General features: G+C 67.9%; 22 protein-coding genes. 9 read left to right on the top strand and 13 right to left on the bottom strand.

All coding sequences use genetic code 11. From position 1 onward, the window contains the following. Positions 1 to 114 precede the first annotated feature (114 nt). From DR_RS13990 to DR_RS17260, 8 genes are read right to left on the bottom strand one after another with little or no spacing between them, the layout of a single operon-like run. On the bottom strand, positions 115 to 465 hold the full coding sequence (locus DR_RS13990; protein WP_010889340.1) for a hypothetical protein: 351 nt from the start codon (positions 463 to 465) through the stop codon (positions 115 to 117). Beyond that, positions 462 to 740 (bottom strand): hypothetical protein, encoded by a 279-nt coding sequence (locus tag DR_RS13985; protein WP_010889339.1) that lies wholly within the window; start codon positions 738 to 740, stop codon positions 462 to 464. The genes DR_RS13990 and DR_RS13985 overlap by 4 nt, the downstream gene beginning before the upstream one ends. Beyond that, positions 737 to 1,156 carry a hypothetical protein gene (locus tag DR_RS13980; protein WP_010889338.1) on the bottom strand — a complete coding sequence of 140 codons (420 nt, stop codon included), beginning with the start codon at positions 1,154 to 1,156 and terminating at the stop codon, positions 737 to 739. The genes DR_RS13985 and DR_RS13980 overlap by 4 nt, the downstream gene beginning before the upstream one ends. Continuing rightward, the gene (locus tag DR_RS13975) at positions 1,137 to 1,487 is read right to left on the bottom strand and encodes a winged helix-turn-helix domain-containing protein (protein ID WP_010889337.1); all 351 of its coding nucleotides are present in this window, start codon (positions 1,485 to 1,487) and stop codon (positions 1,137 to 1,139) included. The genes DR_RS13980 and DR_RS13975 overlap by 20 nt, the downstream gene beginning before the upstream one ends. Beyond that, entirely contained in the window at positions 1,487 to 1,915 is a 429-nt protein-coding gene (locus DR_RS13970) for a hypothetical protein (protein WP_010889336.1), read from the bottom strand. Before DR_RS13970 ends, DR_RS13975 begins: the two co-directional genes overlap by 1 nt. Continuing rightward, entirely contained in the window at positions 1,912 to 2,694 is a 783-nt protein-coding gene (locus DR_RS13965) for an AAA family ATPase (RefSeq protein WP_010889335.1), read from the bottom strand. Before DR_RS13965 ends, DR_RS13970 begins: the two co-directional genes overlap by 4 nt. Then, positions 2,691 to 4,820: a DDE-type integrase/transposase/recombinase gene (locus DR_RS13960; protein ID WP_010889334.1), complete on the bottom strand. Its 2,130-nt coding sequence runs from the start codon at positions 4,818 to 4,820 to the stop codon at positions 2,691 to 2,693. The genes DR_RS13965 and DR_RS13960 overlap by 4 nt, the downstream gene beginning before the upstream one ends. Next, positions 4,813 to 5,061 carry a helix-turn-helix domain-containing protein gene (locus DR_RS17260; protein WP_081816052.1) on the bottom strand — a complete coding sequence of 83 codons (249 nt, stop codon included), beginning with the start codon at positions 5,059 to 5,061 and terminating at the stop codon, positions 4,813 to 4,815. The genes DR_RS13960 and DR_RS17260 overlap by 8 nt, the downstream gene beginning before the upstream one ends. 123 nt (positions 5,062 to 5,184) lie before the next feature. Here DR_RS17260 and DR_RS13950 point away from each other — a divergent pair, with 123 nt between their 5' ends. The 4 genes from DR_RS13950 to DR_RS13935 all read left to right on the top strand — a co-directional run bounded on the left by DR_RS13950 (position 5,185) and on the right by DR_RS13935 (position 9,070). Next, the gene (locus DR_RS13950; RefSeq protein ID WP_164928019.1) at positions 5,185 to 5,856 is read left to right on the top strand and encodes a LexA family transcriptional regulator; all 672 of its coding nucleotides are present in this window, start codon (positions 5,185 to 5,187) and stop codon (positions 5,854 to 5,856) included. Positions 5,857 to 6,241: 385 nt separating this feature from the next. Next, positions 6,242 to 8,428, top strand: coding sequence for a heavy metal translocating P-type ATPase (locus DR_RS13945; RefSeq protein ID WP_010889332.1), 2,187 nt, complete (start codon positions 6,242 to 6,244; stop codon positions 8,426 to 8,428). Then, on the top strand, positions 8,421 to 8,696 hold the full coding sequence (locus DR_RS13940) for a glutaredoxin family protein (RefSeq protein WP_010889331.1): 276 nt from the start codon (positions 8,421 to 8,423) through the stop codon (positions 8,694 to 8,696). The genes DR_RS13945 and DR_RS13940 overlap by 8 nt, the downstream gene beginning before the upstream one ends. Beyond that, positions 8,693 to 9,070 carry an ArsR/SmtB family transcription factor gene (locus DR_RS13935; RefSeq protein ID WP_010889330.1) on the top strand — a complete coding sequence of 126 codons (378 nt, stop codon included), beginning with the start codon at positions 8,693 to 8,695 and terminating at the stop codon, positions 9,068 to 9,070. Before DR_RS13940 ends, DR_RS13935 begins: the two co-directional genes overlap by 4 nt. A gap of 10 nt (positions 9,071 to 9,080) precedes the next feature. On the opposite strand, the gene DR_RS13930 is transcribed toward DR_RS13935, so the two are convergent. Both DR_RS13930 and DR_RS13925 read right to left on the bottom strand, forming a co-directional pair. Beyond that, complete coding sequence (locus DR_RS13930; RefSeq protein ID WP_010889329.1) at positions 9,081 to 9,752, bottom strand: winged helix-turn-helix domain-containing protein; 672 nt, start codon at positions 9,750 to 9,752, stop codon at positions 9,081 to 9,083. Positions 9,753 to 9,810: 58 nt separating this feature from the next. Beyond that, complete coding sequence (locus DR_RS13925; protein WP_034349847.1) at positions 9,811 to 11,271, bottom strand: MBL fold metallo-hydrolase RNA specificity domain-containing protein; 1,461 nt, start codon at positions 11,269 to 11,271, stop codon at positions 9,811 to 9,813. A gap of 122 nt (positions 11,272 to 11,393) precedes the next feature. On the opposite strand from DR_RS13925, the gene DR_RS13920 reads away from it, so the two are divergent. From DR_RS13920 to nagA, 3 genes are read left to right on the top strand one after another with little or no spacing between them, the layout of a single operon-like run. Next, a complete protein-coding gene (locus tag DR_RS13920) occupies positions 11,394 to 12,089 on the top strand; it encodes a CoA transferase subunit A (protein ID WP_010889327.1) in 696 nt (231 codons plus the stop codon). After that, positions 12,089 to 12,718, top strand: coding sequence for a CoA transferase subunit B (locus tag DR_RS13915; protein ID WP_010889326.1), 630 nt, complete (start codon positions 12,089 to 12,091; stop codon positions 12,716 to 12,718). The genes DR_RS13920 and DR_RS13915 overlap by 1 nt, the downstream gene beginning before the upstream one ends. Positions 12,719 to 12,732: 14 nt before the next feature. Beyond that, positions 12,733 to 13,854, top strand: coding sequence for an N-acetylglucosamine-6-phosphate deacetylase (nagA, locus tag DR_RS13910; RefSeq protein WP_010889325.1), 1,122 nt, complete (start codon positions 12,733 to 12,735; stop codon positions 13,852 to 13,854). A 66-nt stretch (positions 13,855 to 13,920) separates the two neighbouring features. Here the strand turns inward: nagA and DR_RS13905 are convergent, their stop codons facing one another. Continuing rightward, entirely contained in the window at positions 13,921 to 14,301 is a 381-nt protein-coding gene (locus tag DR_RS13905; RefSeq protein WP_027479725.1) for an HU family DNA-binding protein, read from the bottom strand. 230 nt (positions 14,302 to 14,531) lie between these two features. Between DR_RS13905 and DR_RS13900 the strand changes: the two genes are divergently transcribed. After that, positions 14,532 to 15,971, top strand: coding sequence for a S8 family peptidase (locus tag DR_RS13900; protein ID WP_227086043.1), 1,440 nt, complete (start codon positions 14,532 to 14,534; stop codon positions 15,969 to 15,971). A 96-nt stretch (positions 15,972 to 16,067) separates the two neighbouring features. Further along, positions 16,068 to 17,120, top strand: coding sequence for a PIG-L deacetylase family protein (locus tag DR_RS13895; protein WP_010889322.1), 1,053 nt, complete (start codon positions 16,068 to 16,070; stop codon positions 17,118 to 17,120). A 19-nt stretch (positions 17,121 to 17,139) separates the two neighbouring features. On the opposite strand, the gene DR_RS13890 is transcribed toward DR_RS13895, so the two are convergent. Both DR_RS13890 and DR_RS13885 read right to left on the bottom strand, forming a co-directional pair. Continuing rightward, positions 17,140 to 17,772 (bottom strand): GNAT family N-acetyltransferase, encoded by a 633-nt coding sequence (locus DR_RS13890; protein WP_010889321.1) that lies wholly within the window; start codon positions 17,770 to 17,772, stop codon positions 17,140 to 17,142. Positions 17,773 to 17,837: 65 nt separating this feature from the next. Beyond that, positions 17,838 to 19,769: an MDR family MFS transporter gene (locus DR_RS13885; RefSeq protein WP_010889320.1), complete on the bottom strand. Its 1,932-nt coding sequence runs from the start codon at positions 19,767 to 19,769 to the stop codon at positions 17,838 to 17,840. Positions 19,770 to 19,821 lie beyond the last annotated feature (52 nt).

Raw genomic sequence — 19,821 nt, 5'->3', positions numbered from 1 at the left:
AGCAAGGCAGACCAGGGCGCAGACTGTTCAAACGCTCGGCTAAGGGCAAGCTCTCATCGGCAACGTCTTGACGCATGGCTAGCCTGTGGAGATATTCCCGCACACTGCCCCCGCTCACGCTTCCAGCCCCCTCACCCCGTGCTGCCGGACCCGCACCGGCGGGTGCTCGCGCTGCCAGCGAGCCTCGGCCAGCCGCACGCGGTCCCGCACGTTCTGCGCCTCGGCCAGGTCCTGAAGCAGCCGGGCGCGGGCCACGTCACCACGCTGCATGGCGTCGTCGGCGTCGCACACCAGGTCGTCGCTGGTGTAGGTGGAGTGGTAGACGTGGGTGACCACGCTGTCGCGTTCCACCGCGCAGTCCCGCCAGGCGGCGGCCTGGGGCGCGAGGATGCGGCGGGCAGAGACCAGGGCGAGCAGCAGAATGCAGGCCAGGGCCAGAACGACGATCAGCAGCAGGATGTTCACGCGGGTTCCTCCGTGGGGAAAGCGGGCAGCGCCAGAAGCAGGTCCAGCGCCAGGCGGGGGCTATGGGCCGAGGCGTTGGGGACGTTGTCGGTGCAGCTCCAGGGACCGCCCACCGGGTAGGCGTGCCACCACTCGCAGTCCCGGTAGAGGGTGATCTCGCCGGAGTCCTCGCCGAGCAGCACGGCGCGGTCCATCGCCTGCTCGACCGTGGGGCCGGAGAGAAGCCCGGCGGCGCGGGCCTCCTCGACGGTGGTGACGGTGTCGGGGCCGCTCATGCCAGTAGCCTCGACCCGATGGCCGTGATGAGGTCCCGATCTTTCATCAGTTCCTCGGTCTTGGCGACGATGTAGGCGTAGGCCCCCGCTTGGATGGCCGCGCGGGTCCGGCGCAGGTGGTCCCGCTCGGTTTCCTTCGAGCGGATCATGCCGTTGAGCTTGTCCAGGCGCTCGGTCTTGGCGCTGTACAGCTCGTCGTCCTCACAGGCGACGATCAGCGCGGCCTTGCGGTCGTCGGCGTTGGTATAGCCGCCTTCCTTGCTGATACGCAGGCGGTGCCGGGCTTCCAGCGCGTCGAGTTCGCGGGTGACCTTGGCCTTGTCGGACTTCAGACCGTTGATGGTCTTCTCGACCGCGAGAATCTGGTCCGGCAGGTCGAGCAGTTGCCGGAGCTGGTCATTCGTGGGTTTCGTCATCGGGGGCCTCCACAGGCAGAGCAGCGATGAGCGCTGAGAGTTCGTCATGCAGGTCCCGCAGGGCCTGAATGCCCGTCGGCGTCAGCGAGTAGAAGTGCGGGCGGCCTCGGCCAAGGCGGCCCGGGCTCTTCACCAGTCCGGCCTTGAGCAGTGGCCGGATGTCCTGACTGAGCTGTTCGTTGGACAACGCGGGGAACGCCCGTTGAATGTCGAGCGTGGTGGCAGGGGAGCGCTCAGCCAGAACGGCCAGGAGGGCGCGGCGGGTCATGGTGCTGTAGCAGCGGGCCGCCGCCTCCAGGTGCTGGTGGCGCTCGTCGGACAGGAGGCGCATCAGTTCACCTCCAGGTCGTCGGCACTCAGTTCATTGGCTTCCTTGCCGCTCAGGACCGGGACGCACAGCAGCGCCCGCTTGGCCTGCCCGTAGCAGCCTTCGTGCTGTTCAATCTCGAAGTCGGTTTCAATGACGCGCACCGTCTTGGTCTGCCCCATACCGTGGCCGGGACGCATTTCCTTGATGCGGAAGGTGCTGCCTTCCACCAGGTGGGTCACGTCGTAGAGCAGCGTGATTTCGGCGCGGTCGGGCCATCCCCCGTCAGGCGTCGCCAGGCAGACAAACGTCCCCGCGTCCTTGGCAGCGGGAATCCGCGCCTCGCGCCCGTCCGGCATCTTCACGAAGGCAAACCGCTTGCTGTTGCTGCCCTCACCGCTGGCGCGGCGGCGCTTGCCTTCCACCTTGAGGTCCTGCTTGCGGCGGCTCACGACAGCACCTCATCGGCCACGCCACGAACGTGGTCCGGCGTCAGGTCAGCGCGGGCCATGCCCGGCGTCCCGGCGATGGCCTCGTCGAGGTGATCGAACAGCGCAGTGATGGACCGCATCACGCCCTTGGTGACCTCGTGCACGGCTTTCAGCACCTTTTTGCTGTAGCCCATCGGCTCGTACAGCGCAGTAAAAGCGTCCAGCTCGATCGGCTTGACCCGCACACGAACCCACGCCCGGCTGGCGATGTCGGTGTGACGGTCGATCACCCGGTCGAGCCAGGGCGAGCCGAGCAGCACGAAGGTCACGCCTGCCGTGTCCGCGACGTACTTGATCATGTCCAGGGCGCGGTAATCGAGCCGCTGCGCCTCGTCGATCAGCACGGTGTGGGGGTGTTCCTGCAAGTGGGAAACTAGGACGCTGGTACGCACGCGCCACGCTTCCCCGGTGCGGATGCCCAGCTTGTCGCACAGGTCCGCCACGATCTCGCGGGCGTTGTACTCCGGTGGGGCCTGCCAGTAGAGGGCGCGGGGGTTGGAATTGGCGTAGAGCGTGGCCGCCGTGGTTTTGCCCGCGCCGTGCTCACCAGACACGATACACAGGGGGCTCCCCCGCTTGACGGCGTAGGCAATCCGGTTGACCACCAGGCGCACGGCGGGCGTGCCGAGGATGGTGGGGGCCGCAGGCTCCGGCGCGGGCTGCACGGGCGGCAGGGTGATGGTGGGCGCGGCCACCGCCTCCTGCATGATGGTTTCAGCCAGAATCTTGCCTCGGGTCACTCGTTTTCCTCCTTGATCTGGCGCAGCAGCGCGTCGAGGTCGTCAGCGGGTTTCAGGAACGCTTTCCCGAAGTCGCCCAGATCGGGCTTCGGGGGTTCGGGGTTGAGTTGGGCGCGGGCGGCAGGTTGCAGCGGCGTCACGGCCTGCACGGGCAGTTCGCGGCGCAGCTGCTCGGTCACCATCAGCGCGGGGTTGGTGTACTCGCGGGCCAGTTCGTCGGCACTCCGCAGGGCAGCAGCTTTTTGTGCTTTCTGGGCGCGGCGTTCCTCACCGGCGGCGATGCTGGCTGCCACGGTGGGCGCGGGCACGGCGGTGCCGAGCATTTCCAGGCGTCCGGTGCGTTCGTCCTGCCAGACGATGCCCCGGCGTTCGTCGCCCAGCGCGAACTGGTCTTCGAGCACCAGCACCGGCAGTCCCCGGTACTGCGCCAGCTTTCCGCCCGGAATCGTCCAGGCCACGTTGCCGATGCTGACGGTGCCGTCCGGCCTGACCACGCGCTTGGTGCGGCGGGCGAACAGCAGCAGCAGCTCTCCAGCGTCCAGTTCCAGCAGGCTGGATTCGGGCGCGGTTTCGCGGAAGTGTTCCAGGCGGGTCTTGCCGTCCACAAGGCGCTGGTGGTATTCGACGATCAGCCACGCCAGAACGCTGTTCTGGTATTCGTGGATGGTCTGGTGGCGTTTGCCGGGGCCGGGGTCCACGCCCGTATCCAGCCACCGCTGGGTCGCCACGCGCAGCTTCTTGAGTTCCTCGCTGGAACGGTCCACGGCGTTCTGACCGACGTACCCGACCATCGCCCGCTCCAGTCCGTGCAGGGTTCCGAAGAAGCGCTCGACCGCACCGCGAGTGTGCGAGACACGGGGCAGGCTGTGAATGATTTCGATGCCCAGCCCGGCAGCAATCCGGTGGAAGTGCTCGCTGGAATAGGTCTTGCCGTTGTCGATGTAGAGCCGCTTGGGCAGCCCGAACAGCGGGTAACGGTCGGCCAGCGGGCCGGACTTCCGCATCAGTGCCCGCATCAGCGCAAGGTCCGCCTGGGTCTGGTCCTCAGATTCGGAAAAGGCGATGCCCATGATGCAGCCGCTGTAAACGTCGATCACGGCCTGCACGCGGGGGCGATAGATGCGCCCGGTTTCCGGGTCCACGACCTCCACGTCGCAGCGGGTCATGTCGAGCTGCCACATCTCGTTGGCGTGCAGGGCCACGACCTGCCCGGTGTAGGAGCGCAGGAATTCCTTGCGGTCATCGGCATTGGCGAACAGCAGGCGCATGACCGGGTGGTCGAGCATCATGCGCTTGACGCGGCCCACCGTCACGGCAGTCACGGTGATGGTGCGCCCGTTGCCACGCGGAAGAGTCATGGCGTCCGGCACAGCCCGGATCAGCGTGCGGTGAATGAAGGCCACCGACGTGGTGGGCGGGTTGCTGACCAGCGCAGACACCACCAGTTGCAGGGTTTCCAGCGGAAGCCGGAAGCTGCCCGCATCGGCCCGCTTGTGACGCTTCAGCCCGTCCAGGCCCCGGCGCTCGACCTTCTCGACCTCGCGGCGGATGGTGCGGGTGCTGACGCCACGCTGCTGGGCAAGCTGCTCGATGGCCTGGGACCGGGCGGCGCTGCCCACCGGGGTCTGGAGGACGGGCAACAGTTCCCGGTGTTTCTCCAGAGCGTCCCCGGTGTCGGTGTAGGTCCCACCGGAGAGGTCACCGTGCTGGGTGAGCAGGATGGCCGCCGGGTCGAAGCCGGGGGCTGTCACCATCATGTTTTGTGATGGAGACAGATCTGCAACATCCCCGTCACTGCTGACGCTTTCCACCGTCTGTGCCGACAGTTTTGGGAGTTGATGGAGACTGCTGGTCGTGATGGAGACAGGTGATGGAGACAGGGGGCTGTCACCATCACCCAGAATTTGATGGAGACAGCTTGAGGGCACCTCCCAGCCCAGGGTGGTGGGGTCGTAGTAGGTCACCAGCACGCCCCCCTTGCTGTGGCGTTCCGAGACTTTCTCTGTGTAGGCGGGCGTGCCAGTCTTCCGCAGCTTGGCAAGCTGGCGTTCGATGGTCGGCTTGGACTTGTCGTAGAGCCGCATCAACTCGGTCATGCTCAGCAGCGCCCCACGGCTCTTACTCATGTGCGGCACCCGTTTCCCTCCCTTCCCGGCCAGAAATGCGACCAGATCGGCTTTTTTGTTTCGCATTTGCGAATGAGGAAGCGAAAAAAATAGGCTCCACTTCGAGTGCTTTTGCCAGATTCAACATGACATCGGCACCCAGTCGCCCCCCGCGCCTCCCATTGAGCAAATCGCTGACGTAGCCGCGAGAAATCCCGGCCCGGTCAGCGAGCTGTGAGCGACTTAGCTTGAGCTGCCGCATTCGCCTTTCGACCCGTTTTGTGTTCAGGGCACTCAGATTGCACCTCCTTGAGGCACTCAGTCTAATTCGCTTATGCGAACATTTCAATACGCAAATGCGAATCCTAGTGCTAACGTTAGCCCTATGGGACGCACCTCACTTGCTACCAGCGCGGCGAAGGCGAGAGGGCCACTGAATGGCCTGATCGCAGAACGTATGCGGCAGCTCAACCTCTCCACCGTCAAAGATTTCGCTGACTACGCCGGAATTGGGCGTACCAGCATCCATGACCTTGTACGGGGCCGTACCACCACCAGCGGCACCTGGACTAAACCCAGCTTCGACACCCTGACCAAGCTCGCCGTGGCGCTCGACAAGCCCACGCACGAGCTGCTTTATCTGATCGACCCTGAAGCCCCTGGTGCCAATCTGATGTTCGACGTGCAGCAGGTCCCGGTCTACATCGCCGGTCAGGTGGGAGCAGGCCCGCAGCAGCTCTGGGAGAGCAGTGACGTGGTCTATGTGGAGCGGCAGTTTGCCGAAAATCGTGACCTGATCGCGTTTACCGTGGTCGGTGACAGCATGGCCGGTGGCCGACACCCCATTCACGACGGTGACGTGGTCATCGTGGACCAGCGCGTCGGGGGAGAGGTCAACTTCCCGGTGGTGGCCCGCCTGAAGGATGACGGCCACGTCGTAAAGCGCTGCGGCCCGGCGGCATCCTCGACAGCGCCAACCCGGACTTCGTGGACCCTGACACCTCAATCATTGCCCCTGACCGTATCGCCCACCTGGTGGGACGCGTCGTCCGGGTGATCGGCAACCTCACCACCGCCTGAGCCTCTGCCCCAGTCCCTGCCCCTGCCAGTGCGGGGGCTTTTTCGTTGACACGTAATTCTTTACAGGAGGGTCAGTGAAACAGAACCGGCAGATTTCAGGACTCAGGCCAGAACCCGGAACACCCGGAATCAGAAAAGCCCCTCAGAGACGCATTCGTTCGCTGAGGGTTCCACTGTGTTGAGCTTGGTTCCGGTTGTTCCGTTGACATCTAGCACCTTTCAGGGAGTGACAGGTATCAGAGAACATCACACTCCGCTCGGATTAAATCGCCAAACTACGCGATTCAACCGAAATTCATATCAGCCAGCACCTCACTCTGCCAAGTTTGTATATCTGAGCAGGTCTTCAGATATACTGAGTCATGGAAGCTCACGGCACCCGGCTCAGCTATTTCGTGGAGGGCATGGACTGCGCCAACTGCGTCGCGCGGGTCGAAAAGATGGTGGGCGGCCTGCCCGGCACGGGCGAGGTGAAAACCAGCTTTACCCGGCAGACGCTCACGCTGGAGCTTGACGAGACACAGACGTCCCGCGCCGCGCTGGAAAAAAACCTGCGCAGCCTGGGCTACGGGCCGTCGCTGCTGCCGGACCGGGACGCGCCGCAGACGGGCGAAGGGGCCCACACACACGACCACGCCGACCACCAGCACGCGGGTCACAGCCACAGCCATGACCCCGCCGAACAGGGTAAGCCCTGGTACCGCACCGGGCAGGGGCAACTGGTGGTCGCGTCGGGCGTATTGCTGGCGCTGGCGTGGGTGTTCGGGCGGTTCGAGCCGGCGTGGGCGCAGTGGGGGTACGCGGCAGCCGCCCTGCTTGGCGCGTGGCCGCTGGCGAAAAAGGCGTGGGCGAGTGTGCGCCTCGGCGACCCCTTCAGCATCAACCTGCTGGTGACGCTCGCGGCCATCGGGGCCGTCGCCATCGGGCAGGCCGCCGAGGGCGCGGTCGTCGTGTTTCTCTTTGCAGTGGGTGAGCTGCTTGAAGGCGTGGCGGCAGGCCGGGCGCGGGCGGGCATCGCCACGCTGGCGGCGCTGGCACCCAAAACGGCGCTGCTGGTCGAGCCAGGCGGCGTGCGCGAGGTGCCCGCCGACACGCTGCAAGTCGGGCAAACGGTGCAGGTCGGCCCCGGCGCCCGCGTGCCCGCCGACGGCACCATCACGGCGGGGCAGTCGAGCCTGGACGACAGCCCGGTGACCGGCGAAAGCGTGCCGGTGAGCAAAGGCCCCGGCGACCATGTCTACGCCGGCAGCATCAACACCGACGGCGTGCTGACCGTGCGGGTGGACCGCGCCGCCGCCGACAACACCATCGCCCGCATCATTCATCTGGTGGAGGAAGCCGAGAGCAGCAAGGCGCCCACCGCCCGCTTCATTGACCGCTTTTCGCGTTGGTACACGCCCGGCGTGGTGGCGGTGGCGGCCCTGACCGCCGCGCTCCCGCCGCTGCTGCTGGGGCAGCCCTGGTATCCGTGGCTGTACAAGGGCATCGCGCTGCTGCTTATCGGCTGTCCCTGCGCGCTGGTGCTGAGCGTGCCGGCGGCCATCACCTCCGGCATCAGCGCGGGCACGCGCCGGGGCCTGCTCATCAAGGGCGGCGCCGCGCTCGAAACCATCGGCAGCGTGCGAACCATCGCCTTCGACAAGACCGGCACGCTGACGAGTGGGCGCCCGCGCGTCACCGACGTTTTGGCCGACAACCCGGCGGAACTGCTGCGTCTCGCCGCCGCCGTGGAAACAGGGAGCAGCCACCCGCTCGCCCAGGCCATCACCGCTGAGGCGCAGGCGCGTGGGCTAACCGTCCCGGCGGCCAGCGAAGCCCGCGCCCTCCCCGGTCAGGGGGTCACGGCGCTGGTCGAAGGCCGCCCCGTGCAGGTCACGTCGCCCATTTTCGCGGCCAGTCAGGCGACGCTGAGTGCCGAGCAGCAACAGACCGTCGCCACGCTGGAGCAGCAAGGCCGCACGGTAGTCGTGGGGCTTGACGGGGGCCGCGTCCTGGGGTTGATTGCCCTGCGCGACGAACCCCGCGAGGATGCCCGCGAAGCGCTGGCGGAGCTGCGCCGCCTCGGCATTCGCCCGCTGATGCTCACCGGCGACAACGCCCGCACCGGGCAGGCCGTCGCCGCCGACCTGGGGTTGGACGTGCAGGCCGAGTTGCTGCCTGCCGACAAGCTGAACATCATTGACGAATTGCGCGCCCAGGGCGGCGTGGCGATGGTGGGCGACGGCATCAACGACGCCCCCGCGCTGGCCCGCGCCGACGTGGGCATCGCCATGGGGAGTGGCACCGATGTGGCGCTCGAAACCGCCGACGCGGCGCTGCTGCGCGGGCAGGTGCAGGGGGTGGGCGAACTCGTGCAGCTCTCGCGCGACACGCTGGCGAACATCCGGCAAAATGTCGCCTTCGCGCTGGGCCTCAAGGCCATTTTCCTCGTCACCACGCTGCTGGGCTACACCAACCTGTGGATGGCGGTCCTGGCCGATACCGGCGCCACCGCCATCGTCACCGCCAACGCCCTGCGCCTGCTGAACTGGAGGCCGCGCCATGCCTGAACGCTCCCCCGCCCCCGACATCACCGTCTACACCGTGCCCGACTGCCCCGACTGCGAGGCCGTGCAAGCCCTCCTGCGGCGCCGGGGTCTGACCCCCACCGTCAGAAACGTGCGCGGCGACCCAGCGGCCCTCGCCGAGATGCAGCGCCGGGCGGACGGCGTGCGGATTGCCCCCGTGACCATCATCGGCGAGCAGGTGTTCTACGGGCCCTTCGACGAGCAGCGGCCCCGGTTGCTGGCCGCACTGGAAAGGCAAGGAACGCAGTGACGGTTCTGGACTCAAAGCCCACCGAGGCGACCGACGTCTGCGAGATCAACTGTGTTCACCCGGAAGCGGTGGCCCAGGCGCGGGCGGCGCTTCCCGGCGAGGCGCACACTGCCGCCGCGACAACCTTCCTCAAGCTGCTGGGCGACCCCACGCGGCTCAACCTCCTGAGCGCGCTGAGCCGCACCGAGCTGTGCGTGTGCGACCTCGCGGCGGTGGTGGGCCTGAGCGAAAGTGCCGTGAGCCATCAACTCCGGCTACTGCGGACCGGACGGCTGGTGGCGTTTCGCAAGGAGGGCCGGGTAGTGTACTACCGCCTCGCCGACGAGCACGTCACCACTCTGATTCGCAGCGCCCTGGACCACGCCCGCGAGTAGGGACGAGACCTTACTGACTCGCATCCAGAAACGAATCGGTATTGCGCGTGATGCCCCGCACCCCGGCCTCCCCCGGCTCCGCGAAGGCCAGCACCGCCAGCGTGCAGACCTGCCCCTGCTCGCGGACGCCCTCGGCAGCGGCCTCCGTCAGCAGGCGGCTGAGGTCGGCAGCGAGTTGCCGGTAACGCTCAGGCGAGAGGCGCAAGGTCAGCACGTCGGCGTGGGTGGGATAGGGCTCGTCCGGCTCCTGGGCCGGCGGGGTAAGGGCCAGCGGCGCGGGCCGTTCGGGGGTGCCGAAGGTGAACACGTCCTCCTCGCCCGCGTGCATCGCCGCCCAGGACCGTTCATAGGCCCGCAGAAAGCCCGCGCTGAGGCTGCTCATCGTCTCCGAACCGTTGCCGCCGTCCTCGCCCGGAGGCAGCAGGTCGCTCGGCACCCGGAATTCGCGCGCCGTAAGCTGGAAGTAGACCCGGCCTCCCTCGCGCCGCTGCTCGAACAGCAGGCCGCAGCCGACCAGTTGCCGGGCGTGGTGGTGCGCCAGGTTGGGCGCCATGCCCACCGCCCGCGCGGCCTGGGTGGGCGAGCGCGGGTCGGCAAAGAGGCCCAGGAACCCGGCGTGCTGGCGCAGGGCACGGGCGGCGGCGAGGTCGGTGACGGTCAGAGAATCTGAGGGCTCAGTCATGCCCGCAGTCTGCCGGGCAGCATTTCAGTGGGCTATGGGGCAGACTGAAACCCGCCGGTTACTCCCCGCCTTCCCCCTGCCCCTTCCCGTTTTGCGGCGGCACGACGAGTCCCGGCGGGCGCCCGCTGCTGAAGCCCGCGCCGAGCAGGTCCACCGGGGAGCGGTCGGGCACGATGTCGCCCTTGAGGCCGCGCTCCGCCAGCAGCGGCAAGAAGGCGTCCATCACGTTCACCTCGCCGTGAACCAGCCACACATGCGGCTTGCCGGCGGTGTCGAGGAAAGCAAGCAGGTCGTCCTGGTCGGCGTGGGCGGAAAAGCCGCCGATGGTGTGGACCTGCGCGCGCACCGCCACGTCCTCGCCCATCAGGTGCACGGTGCCCTGCCCCGCCACGATGCGCCCGCCGAGGCTGCTCGGCGACTGGTAGGACACGATAATCAGGCTGGTCGAGGGCTTCCAGAGGTGATGCTTGAGGTGGTGCTGGATGCGCCCGCCGGTCATCATTCCGTTGCCCGCCATGATGATGGCCGGGCCGTCGTAGCGGTTGAGGCGCTGCGACTCGGCGCTGGTGGTCACGGTGTGCAGCGTGCTGGGGCGGAAGGGGTCTTCACCATTTCGCAGGGCCTCGCGCACCGGGGGAATAAGTTCGTCGCCGTACTCGAAATACTCGTTGGTCGCCCGCGCCGCCATCGGCGAGTCGAGGAAAACCGGAATGCGCGGCACCTCACCGGAATCCATCATTTCCTTGAGGGTGTGCAGAATGGTCTGCGCCCGCTCGATGGCGAAGCTGGGAATCAGGATTTTACCGTTCTGGCGCACGCTGTCGCGCAGGGCCTGGGCAAACTCGGCGCGGGTTTCGACCCAGCCCCGGTGGGTGCGGTTGGCGTAGGTCGTTTCGATGACCACGGCGTCCACTGCCGGCGGCGGCGTGAAGTCGAGTTGCAGCCCGCTTTCCCGGTTGCCGAGGTCGCCCGACATCAGCAGTCGGCCCTCGGGCGCTTCGAGCAGCAGGTAAGCGCTGCCGAGGATGTGCCCAGCCCGCTGCGGCGTGACGCGCACCCCCGCCACGGTCACGGTTTCGCCAAATTCGAGCTGAGGCCGCAGCAGCGCCAGCGTGCGGTGCACGTCTTCCTCGTCGTAGAGCGGCGGGGGCACTTCGTCCTCGCGGCCCTGACGGCGGGCGCGGCGCAGGTCCTGGCGGTAGCCTTCCACCTGCAAGCGCGCCGAGTCGAGCAGCACCGTTTCGGCGAGCGCGGCGGTGGGCGGCGTGCAGTACACCGGCCCCCGGTAGCCGAGCCGCACCAGCAGCGGCAACCGGCCCACGTGGTCGAGGTGCGCGTGGGTCAGCAGCACCGCGTCGAGGCTCGCCGGCTCGAAGGGAAAGCTCTCGCGATTGCGCCGCTCCAGCTCGTCGCCGCCCTGAAACAGCCCGCAGTCCACCAGCAGGTGCCGCCCACCCAGCGTGAGCAGGTGCATGCTGCCAGTGACGGTACAGGCCGCGCCGAAACTCTGCATTTGCATGGCGAGAGTGTAGAGGATGCCACGATGCGGAGTTGCCACGATATGGGGCTAAAGGAAAAAATTTACCGACCTGCCCAGCAACCTAACGCCCGTTAGGCAAGCTGCGTTACACTGTTCCCACCATGAATAAGGAATATCCAAGTGCTGCTGAGGCGCTGAGGGACATCGTGCACGACGGGCAGACCGTCGCTGTGGGGGGCTTCGGACTCTGCGGCATTCCCGAGCAGCTCATCGTCGCGCTGCGCGACAGCGGCGCCAAAGACCTGACCGCCGTCAGCAACAACGCGGGCGTGGACGGCTGGGGGCTGGGCCTACTGCTGCAAACCCGTCAGATTCGCAAGATGATTTCGAGCTATGTCGGCGAGAACAAGGAGTTCGAGCGGCAGTACCTTTCCGGTGAACTCGAACTCGAGTTCACCCCCCAGGGCACCCTCGCCGAGCGGATGCGCGCCGGCGGCGCCGGCATTCCCGGCTTCTACACCAAAACGGGCGTCGGCACCCTCGTCGCCGAGGGCAAGGAACACAAGGATTTCGACGGCGAAACCTACATCCTGGAACGCGGCATCCGCGCCGACCTCGCGCTCGTCAAGGCGTGGAAGGCTGACCGCGCCGGGAATCTCGTCTACCGCAAGACCGCCCGGAACTTCAATCCGCTGGCCGCAACTTGCGGCAAAGTCACGGTGGCCGAGGTGGAAGAGATCGTGGAGGTCGGTGACCTCGACCCTGACCACATCGACACCCCCGGCATCTTCGTGCAGCGGGTGGTCGTCAATGCCACGCCTGAAAAACGCATCGAACAAAGGACGGTGAGGCAGTAATGCCCTGGACCAGAGACGAGATGGCCGCCCGCGCCGCGCAGGAATTGCAAGACGGGTACTACGTCAACCTCGGCATCGGCTTGCCCACGCTGGTCGCCAACCACATCCCGGCGGGGATGAGCGTGTGGTTGCAGTCCGAAAACGGACTGCTCGGCATTGGTCCTTTTCCGACCGAGGATGAGGTCGATCCCGACCTCATCAATGCCGGGAAGCAGACGGTGACGGCGTTGCCGGGGGCAAGCTTTTTTTCGAGTGCCGATTCGTTTGCGATGATTCGCGGCGGACACGTCAACCTCGCCATTCTGGGGGCGATGCAGGTGAGTGAGACGGGCGACCTCGCGAACTGGATGATTCCCGGCAAGATGGTCAAGGGGATGGGCGGGGCGATGGACCTGGTGGCTGGGGTGCAGCGGGTGGTGGTGCTGATGGAGCACGTGGCGAAGGGGGACGCACATAAGATTTTGCGTGAATGCACCCTGCCGCTGACGGGGCAGGGGGTGGTGGACCGTATCATCACCGACCTCGGGGTGCTGGATGTGACGCCGCAGGGCCTGAAGCTAGTCGAACTCGCGCCGGGCGTGACCCTCGACGAACTGCGCCAGAAAACTGGGGCCGACATCCACGAGTAATTACACTGGGAGGTATGACCTCCCCCTCTTCTCTGAGTGGCCGCCTGCTGTTGCCGGGCGGCTCTTTCGTGTCCGGCACCCTGCACTTCGGCACCCACATCACGGCACTGGAGGAGGGGCCGATAAACGGCCCACTCATCCTCCCCGGTTTCGTGGACACCCACCTCCACGGCGGGGGCGGCGGCGACGCGATGGACGGCGCGGAGGGCGTCCGCACCCTGGCGCGGCTGCACGCCCGGCATGGGACGACGACCCTGCTGCCCACCACGATGACCAATCCCTGGGACAAGGTGCTTGCGGCCCTGCGCGGCGTGCGCGAGGTGATGGACGCGGGTGGCGTGCCCGGCGGCGCCGACGTGCCCGGAGCGCACCTCGAAGGGCCGTTCATCAGCCCCCAGCGCCTTGGGGCCCAGCCACCCTGCACGCTGGCGCCGACGCCTGAGCGGGTGGCCGAAGTGCTCGCGCTGGACGTGGTGAGCGCCGTCACGCTGGCACCCGAAGTGGAGGGCGGCCTGGCCGCCGCACTCACCTTCGCGCAGGCCGGCGTGCGCGTGGGCATTGGGCACACGGCAGCGGACGCGGACACCGTGCGCGCGTGCTTGCAGGCGGTTCACGCGGCGGGCGGGCGCACGGCGGGCACCCACCTCTTCAACGCGATGGGCGGCATTCAGGGCCGCGAACCGGGGGTGCCGGGGGCGCTGCTGGCCGACCCGCACGCCTTCGCCGAGATGATCCTCGACGGCTTTCACCTGCACCCGCTGAGCTTCCTGCTCGCGCGCGCGGCGGCCTCGGAGCGCATCCTGCTCATCACCGACGCCATGCGCGCTGCCGGGCAAGGCGACGGCGAGAGCGAACTCGGCGGGCAGCCCGTCACCGTCACCGGGGGGCGTGCAGCGCTGGCCAACGGCAGTCTGGCCGGTAGCGTCCTGACGATGGACGTGGCCCTGAAAAATGCTGTGTCAGTGGGCGTTCCCCTGCCTGAAGCGAGCCGGATGCTCAGCCTCGCCCCCGCCCGCTCGCTGGGGCTGGAGGACCGGGGCGAACTGCGGGTGGGCAAGCGCGCCGACCTGGTGGTGCTCAATGACGACTTGGAAGTTCAGGAAGTGTACGTCGGCGGGGAGCGGCTGGCCCGCTAACTCCCCACCGAGAAAGCCAAAAAAACTCCCCCCGTCACCGGAGGGAGCGGTCAGGGACGAACCCGCTTACAGGTTGCCCTTGAGGGTGCTGGCGACCTTGAATGCGACCTTCTTGCCGGCGGGAATCTGGATCTTTTCGCTGGTGCCGGGGCGCACGCCGGTGCGGGCGGCGGTTTCCTTGACCGAGAGGGTGCCGAGGCCGGGCAGGCCGACGCTCTTGCCGCTTTGCAGAGCGCTGACCACGCACTCGAGCATGGAGCTGATGGCTTCTTCGCTCTGCTTCTTGGTCAGGCCGGTCTGGTCAGCCACCATTTCGACCAGCTGGGTCTTGGCGACCTTGCCGCTGTCGGCGGCAGCGCCGCGCTTGGCGGCAGGGGCGGCTTTGGCGGCGGGAGCAGCCTTTTTGGCAGGGGCCTTGGTAGACTTTTTCGTCATGGTGAGCAGCATGACATATCTCTTTGCGGCTGTGAAGGGGGGCAAAGGGGGATAGAGCCCCTCTGGGACGCCTTCATTAAGGCCAGGGCCTCAAAATTCGCCGTCAAAACGCCGTTTCCCCAGGACCCGAGCAGTCAGAAAAGGGATAGTTCCGCGCCAGGCACTGTTTTTTTCGCTTTAGGGGTAGGTTTACCGAGAATGCGCCTCATGCCCCCCTCAGCGCGGCGGTGTATGAGGAGAATGTGAAGATCGTGCGTCTGCTTTCCCTTTCGCTGCTGGCCGGCCTGGCCCTCACGGGCTGCGGAGCCAACGGCTCTCAGTCTCCCCAGACGCCTCCGGCGGGCACAGGCGGTTCGGCGACGCCTGCGCCTGACGCGGCAACGTGTCGCCCGGCGAGTGCCCTGTACTTCACGGCGGCAGGGATAGGCGGTGCAGGGGAAACGGCGAACGATGGGGCGGCTGTCAATTGGGAGGCGCCCCACGTGCCCGGCGAAGTGCTGGTGTTTACGGGCCGCAACCTCAGGGCGCAGGCGGTGTCGGCGCTGAGTGGCGTCTCCACACTGGAGGTCGGCCAAGGCTTGTTGCTGGCCCGCACCCCGGCGGGGGAAAGGGACGCCACCTTTGCCGGGCGGCTGAGCGGCGCGGGGCTCCGCACCCAGCCCAATTACCGCTACTCCTCACTGGCCGCGAGTGACCCCGGCTTTCCCGGCAACCGGGGCGTGAGGGTGGGTGACCGCACCTACGTTCAGTCCTACCTGACCCGCATCGGCGCGGACGAGGCGTGGCAGGCGCTCGACGCGGCGGGCCGCTCCAAAAACGGCGTGCTGACGGCGGTGCTCGACACCGGGGCCGACAAGAATCACCTCGACCTGACGGGGCGGCTGCTGATGGGCTGCACCTTCGACAACCAGGGCGGCTTCGCGGTGGGCGCGCCGGAAGTGTCGGCGAACAGTTCGCAGGGACGCGGGCACGGCACCAGCAGCGCGGGGCTGATCGGGGCGACTACAGACAACGGCCTGGGCCTGAGCGGGCTGCTGTGGCACGGCACTCTGCTGCCGGTCAAGGTGCTCGGCGAGGACGGCGCCTCCACCGTCTCGCTCATCGGCGGGCTGAACTACGCGGCGGCGCAGGGGGCGCGGGTCATCAACATGAGCCTCGGCATTCCGGGCAAGCTCAGCGATCCGGCGCTCAATCAGGCGATTACGGCGGCGGCGCGGCAGGCGGTGCTGGTCGCGGCGGCGGGCAACACCAGCAACGACGGCATCTACTTTCCGGCGAGTCACCCCGACGTGATTGCCGTGGGGGCGCTGGGCCGCGAGGACCGCCTCGCCTGCTACAGCGCTCGCCCCGGCGCCGCGAGCGGGTCACGGCAACTCGATATCGTCGCGCCGGGCGGCAACGCGGGCACCAGCGCCAGCGTGACCAGCAGCGCTGCCGGTTGCCTGGTGTCGGGGCCCGACGACCTGCTGACCCTGAACACCACCGAGCAAAACGGCTACGCGCTGCGGGCCGGAACGAGCGAGGCGGCCCCCCTCGTCAGCGGCGTGGTCTCGCTGATGTGGGGCGCCAACCCCAGCCTCAGCGCCGCCCAGGTCCGCGCCCGGCTGCTGGCAAGTGCCCGGCAGGTGGACGGCCTGAAGGTGCTCGACGCTCAGGCGGCGGTAGAGGCGGCGTTGAGATAGGGAAACGGGGCCAACGGATGGCTCGAACACCTTCTCCTCCCCGGCCCGGCAGTTCCCTGGCGCCGCTGCGGCTATGCTGCCCCGGGGAGGCGAGCGATGGCGCAGGGACGTTGGTGGAGTGGCAGCCGGGCGTGGTCGGCGCAGTGGTGGTGGGTGGTCATTGCCGTGGTGGGCCTGGGGCTGGCGGCCTGGATCAATTCGCCGCTGGTCGCCCGCTGGTTCGGGGGTGAGCGGCAGGTCGCCAGGCTGGCAGGCACGCCTCCCTTCCGCGCCGGGCAGCGGGTGCTGCTGCTCGCGCCGCACCCGGACGACGAGACGCTGTGCTGCGGCGGCACCGTGCAGCAGGCGCGGGCGGCGGGCGCCGAGGTCTTTATCGCCTGGATGACGGCGGGCGACGGCTTCGAATTCGACGCGGCCCTGACCGAGCATGTGCTCGTACCGCGTCCCCACAACATGCGGGCGCTCGGGCAAACGCGGGCAGGCGAGGCCGAGCGGGCGGCGGCGGTGCTGGGCGTGCCTGCCGACCACACCTTCATGCTCGGCTACCCCGACGGAGGGCTGTTCCGGCTGTTCACCACCAACTACGCGACGCCGTTTACTGCCCCTCGCACCCAGGCGAGCCGGGTGTACGTGACGGGCGCGCTGACACCCGGCCACGCCTTCACCGGGCGCAATCTGGAAACCGACCTGCGCCGCGTGCTCGACCGGGTGCAGCCCGATGTGGTGCTGGCGCCGGCGCCGCAGGACTTTCACGCCGACCACCACACGCTCTCCTACATCGCCCTGCGGCTGATGGGCGAGCGGCAGCAGGAAGACCGGCTGCGCTTCTGGGTCGTGCACGGCGGGGTGGAGTGGCCGCTGCCCAAAGGCCTGCACCCCACGCTGGGGCTCACGCTTCCGCCGCGCGCCGCCCGCTTGCCCTGGCAGAAGGTGGCGCTGACCCCCGAGCAGGAGCAGGTCAAGCTGAGCGCGGTGAACACCTACCAGACCCAGACCCGCGTGATGGGCCGCTTCATGCGGGCGTTCGTGCGCGAAAACGAGCTGCTCTCGCCCGCCCCGCTCCCCGAGCACCCCACCCCCGCCGAGGAAACCACCCCGCCGGGCGAGGTCGGCCCCGAGGACAGCGGGTTTGGCGTGCTTCAGCCCTGAAGCCCCCCGGCCAGTGCCGTTACAGGATGCGGCCCATCACCAGCTGCCGGGTCGGGCGGCCCAGCCAGGGCGTCCAGAGCGGCGTGCGGGCTTCGCTCAGGACCGTGAACCCGGCTTTGCGGTACAGGTGCACGGCGGCGACATTTTCCTCGGTGGTGGAAAGCTGCACGCCACACGCCCCGCGCCGACGCAGTTCGTCCAGATAGGTGAGCAGCAGTTGCTCGCCGAGGTGGTGCCCCCGCGCCTCGGGCAGCAGGTTGAGGTGCAAGTGGGCCGGGTAGCGCGCCGCGTCTGCGTGCGGCAGGGCGTAGCGGGCCGAGCGCAGCAAGAAGCGCAGGCTGGGCACCACCTCCTGCGGCGCCGGCCACGCTTCCCACAGCGAGTGAGGCACGGTGCGCCGCAGGGCGCGGGCGTAGGTGTCCCAGGACGGCGATCCGATGATGTAGCCCACCGTCTGCCCGCCGAGCTGCGCCACGAAACCGCACGGCGGCATTCCGCGCAGGTAGGGCGTGACCCACAGCCGCCCGAACAGTTCGCGGGCCGGAAAATAGCGGGCGGCGCTCGCCCCGAAAAACCCGGTGGCGTAGGCGACCGCGCTCACGGCGGCCTCGTCGTCGGGGCGCACGGGACGCAACAGCGGCGGAGTGCTCATCCCCCTCAGGGTAGTGCGCTCCGCCGCTCAGTGCTGGCTTCTTGGTTGCAGTGCGGCTGAACCCCTCAGCCCTCGCTGGGCGGCCCCTCGCTGACGGGTGGAGCTGCCGGAGCCGGGCGGCGCAGGTCGAGGCGGCGGTCAGGCAGCATCAGCACCGCGAGCAGCGCGAGCACCATCACCCCGATGCCGGCGCGGAAAATCTGCGCGATGGCGTGGGCGAAACTGGTGCGAATGGCGAAGCCCACCGCGTCAATGGTGTCTTTGGTTTGCCGGATGGCGGCCTGCCGGGCGGGCTGTATCCCCCGGCGCAGGCCGCTGATGACCTGCTCCTGGCCCTGCGGCGAGCGAATGGCCGCGGCGGGAATGCGGCCTAGGTTGGCGCGCACCTCGGGGCTCAGGCGAGTATCACTCTGCAAGGCACTCAGGCGCGCCGGGTCACCGCTCCGCACGGCGGCTTCAATGATGGCCGTCTGCCGGTCAAAGGCGCTGGCGACGCTGGCTGCGGCCTGGGCTTTGGTCTTTTGCACGTCGAAGCTGCCCTGCGAGCGCCGCGCCCCGCCCTGCGGACTGAACTGCTGGAGCTGCGCCTGAAGCTGCGGCGGCGCGTCGCGAACCACGGCGGCCAGGTTGGTGCTGAGCTGGCTGCTGAGGCTGCTGGTCAAAATGGCGCCGAAGAGGGCAATGCCGATGGTTCCGCCGAGCTGCTGGAAAAAGGTGCCCACCGAGGTCACCACCCCTATTTGATAAGGCGCCACCGCGTTCTGGGCGGCGAGCGTAAAGAGCGACACCGACGGCCCCAGCCCCAGGCCCACCAGGAACATGCGCGCGGCAAGCAGGCCGTAGGGCGTGTCCACCTGCACCGTGGAGAGCCACCAGAAGGCGAGCACCGCCACCACATACGCGCCGACGAGCAGCGACTTGTAGTGTCCGCTGCGGGCGGCGAGCAGGCCCGATCCCTGGGCACCGATGACGAAGCCCAGCGTCAGCGGCAGCGTGGCGAGCCCGGCGCCGGTCGCGCTGAAGCCCGCCACGTTGACCAGATACAGCGTCAGAAACAGCACCGCGCCGAGGAACCCAGCCCCCAGCAAAAAGCGCGAGGTCATCGTCCAGGCGATGGTCGGGTCGGCAAAGAGCGTCAGTGGCACGATGGGGCTCTCATGCCGCCGCTCCCAGAAGATGAAGGCCAGCAGCGCGGCGAGCGAGGTGCCGAACAAGCCGAGCATCTTCGCGTCGGTCCAGCCCGCCGTGCCGTCGGCGCCCCAGGTGAGCGCGAGCAGCAGCGGCACGGTAAAGATGACGATAAGCACGGCGCCCAGATAATCCACCGAGCCCCTCAGCCCGCTGGCGAGCCGGGGCATCCTGGCAAAGATGACGGCGAGCGCGACGAGGCCGATGGGCACGTTGACATAGAACACCCAGCGCCACGACAACTGGTCGGTCAAAAAGCCGCCGAGCAGTGGCCCGACCACACTCGAAAGGCCGAATACGGCGCCGAAGAGACCCTGGTATTTGGCCCGCTCACGCGGCTCGAAAAGGTCGGCGACGATGGCGAACGCGACGGTGGCGAGCGCCGCCGCGCCGATGCCTTGCAGCCCGCGAAACACGACGAGTTGCATCATCGGGCTGCCGAAGAGGTTGCCGAGAAAGGGTTCGCCGCTCAGACCGCACAGGGCGCTACCGATCAAAAACACCACGATGCCAAACACCAGCACCGGCTTGCGCCCGTAGAGGTCGGAGAGTTTGCCGTAGATGGGTACCAGCGCGGCGCTTGAGAGCAGGTAGGCGGTCGTCACCCACGAATACAGGTTCAGGCCGTTGAGTTCGCTGACGATGCGGGGCAACGCCGCCGAGACGATGGTCTGGTCGAGGGCACTGAGAAAGAGCGCCAGCAGTACGCCGAAGACGATGAACTTCTTGGTCCGCAGGTCGAGCAGCTCGGCGTAGTTGATGTAGTGGGCCGGGTCAGCAGCGGGACGCGGGGTGGGCGCTTGGGTCATAGGGTCCTCGGGGGGTCAGGGCGCGCGGGGGCCGGGCAAGAAAGAAAACAAA

Origin of the sequence: Deinococcus radiodurans R1 = ATCC 13939 = DSM 20539 (genome assembly GCF_000008565.1) — a bacterium.
Classification (GTDB): Bacteria; Deinococcota; Deinococci; order Deinococcales; family Deinococcaceae; genus Deinococcus; species Deinococcus radiodurans.
Note: the sequence above shows the minus strand (reverse complement) of the source record. Positions and strands in the feature narration are given on the sequence as shown.

Excerpts from the sequence above, each read along its gene's own strand:
- DR_RS13985 (WP_010889339.1), bottom strand. The coding sequence starts at position 740 with ATGAGCGGCCCCGACACCGTCACCACCGTCGAGGAGGCCCGCGCCGCC.
- DR_RS13980 (WP_010889338.1), bottom strand. The coding sequence starts at position 1,156 with ATGACGAAACCCACGAATGACCAGCTCCGGCAACTGCTCGACCTGCCG.
- DR_RS13975 (WP_010889337.1), bottom strand. The coding sequence starts at position 1,487 with ATGCGCCTCCTGTCCGACGAGCGCCACCAGCACCTGGAGGCGGCGGCC.
- DR_RS13960 (WP_010889334.1), bottom strand. The coding sequence starts at position 4,820 with ATGAGTAAGAGCCGTGGGGCGCTGCTGAGCATGACCGAGTTGATGCGG.
- DR_RS17260 (WP_081816052.1), bottom strand. The coding sequence starts at position 5,061 with ATGCGGCAGCTCAAGCTAAGTCGCTCACAGCTCGCTGACCGGGCCGGG.
- DR_RS13950 (WP_164928019.1), top strand. The coding sequence starts at position 5,185 with ATGGGACGCACCTCACTTGCTACCAGCGCGGCGAAGGCGAGAGGGCCA.
- DR_RS13945 (WP_010889332.1), top strand. The coding sequence starts at position 6,242 with ATGGAAGCTCACGGCACCCGGCTCAGCTATTTCGTGGAGGGCATGGAC.
- DR_RS13940 (WP_010889331.1), top strand. The coding sequence starts at position 8,421 with ATGCCTGAACGCTCCCCCGCCCCCGACATCACCGTCTACACCGTGCCC.
- DR_RS13930 (WP_010889329.1), bottom strand. The coding sequence starts at position 9,752 with ATGACTGAGCCCTCAGATTCTCTGACCGTCACCGACCTCGCCGCCGCC.
- DR_RS13925 (WP_034349847.1), bottom strand. The coding sequence starts at position 11,271 with ATGCAAATGCAGAGTTTCGGCGCGGCCTGTACCGTCACTGGCAGCATG.
- DR_RS13920 (WP_010889327.1), top strand. The coding sequence starts at position 11,394 with ATGAATAAGGAATATCCAAGTGCTGCTGAGGCGCTGAGGGACATCGTG.
- DR_RS13915 (WP_010889326.1), top strand. The coding sequence starts at position 12,089 with ATGCCCTGGACCAGAGACGAGATGGCCGCCCGCGCCGCGCAGGAATTG.
- nagA (WP_010889325.1), top strand. The coding sequence starts at position 12,733 with ATGACCTCCCCCTCTTCTCTGAGTGGCCGCCTGCTGTTGCCGGGCGGC.
- DR_RS13905 (WP_027479725.1), bottom strand. The coding sequence starts at position 14,301 with ATGCTGCTCACCATGACGAAAAAGTCTACCAAGGCCCCTGCCAAAAAG.
- DR_RS13895 (WP_010889322.1), top strand. The coding sequence starts at position 16,068 with ATGGCGCAGGGACGTTGGTGGAGTGGCAGCCGGGCGTGGTCGGCGCAG.
- DR_RS13890 (WP_010889321.1), bottom strand. The coding sequence starts at position 17,772 with ATGAGCACTCCGCCGCTGTTGCGTCCCGTGCGCCCCGACGACGAGGCC.
- DR_RS13885 (WP_010889320.1), bottom strand. The coding sequence starts at position 19,769 with ATGACCCAAGCGCCCACCCCGCGTCCCGCTGCTGACCCGGCCCACTAC.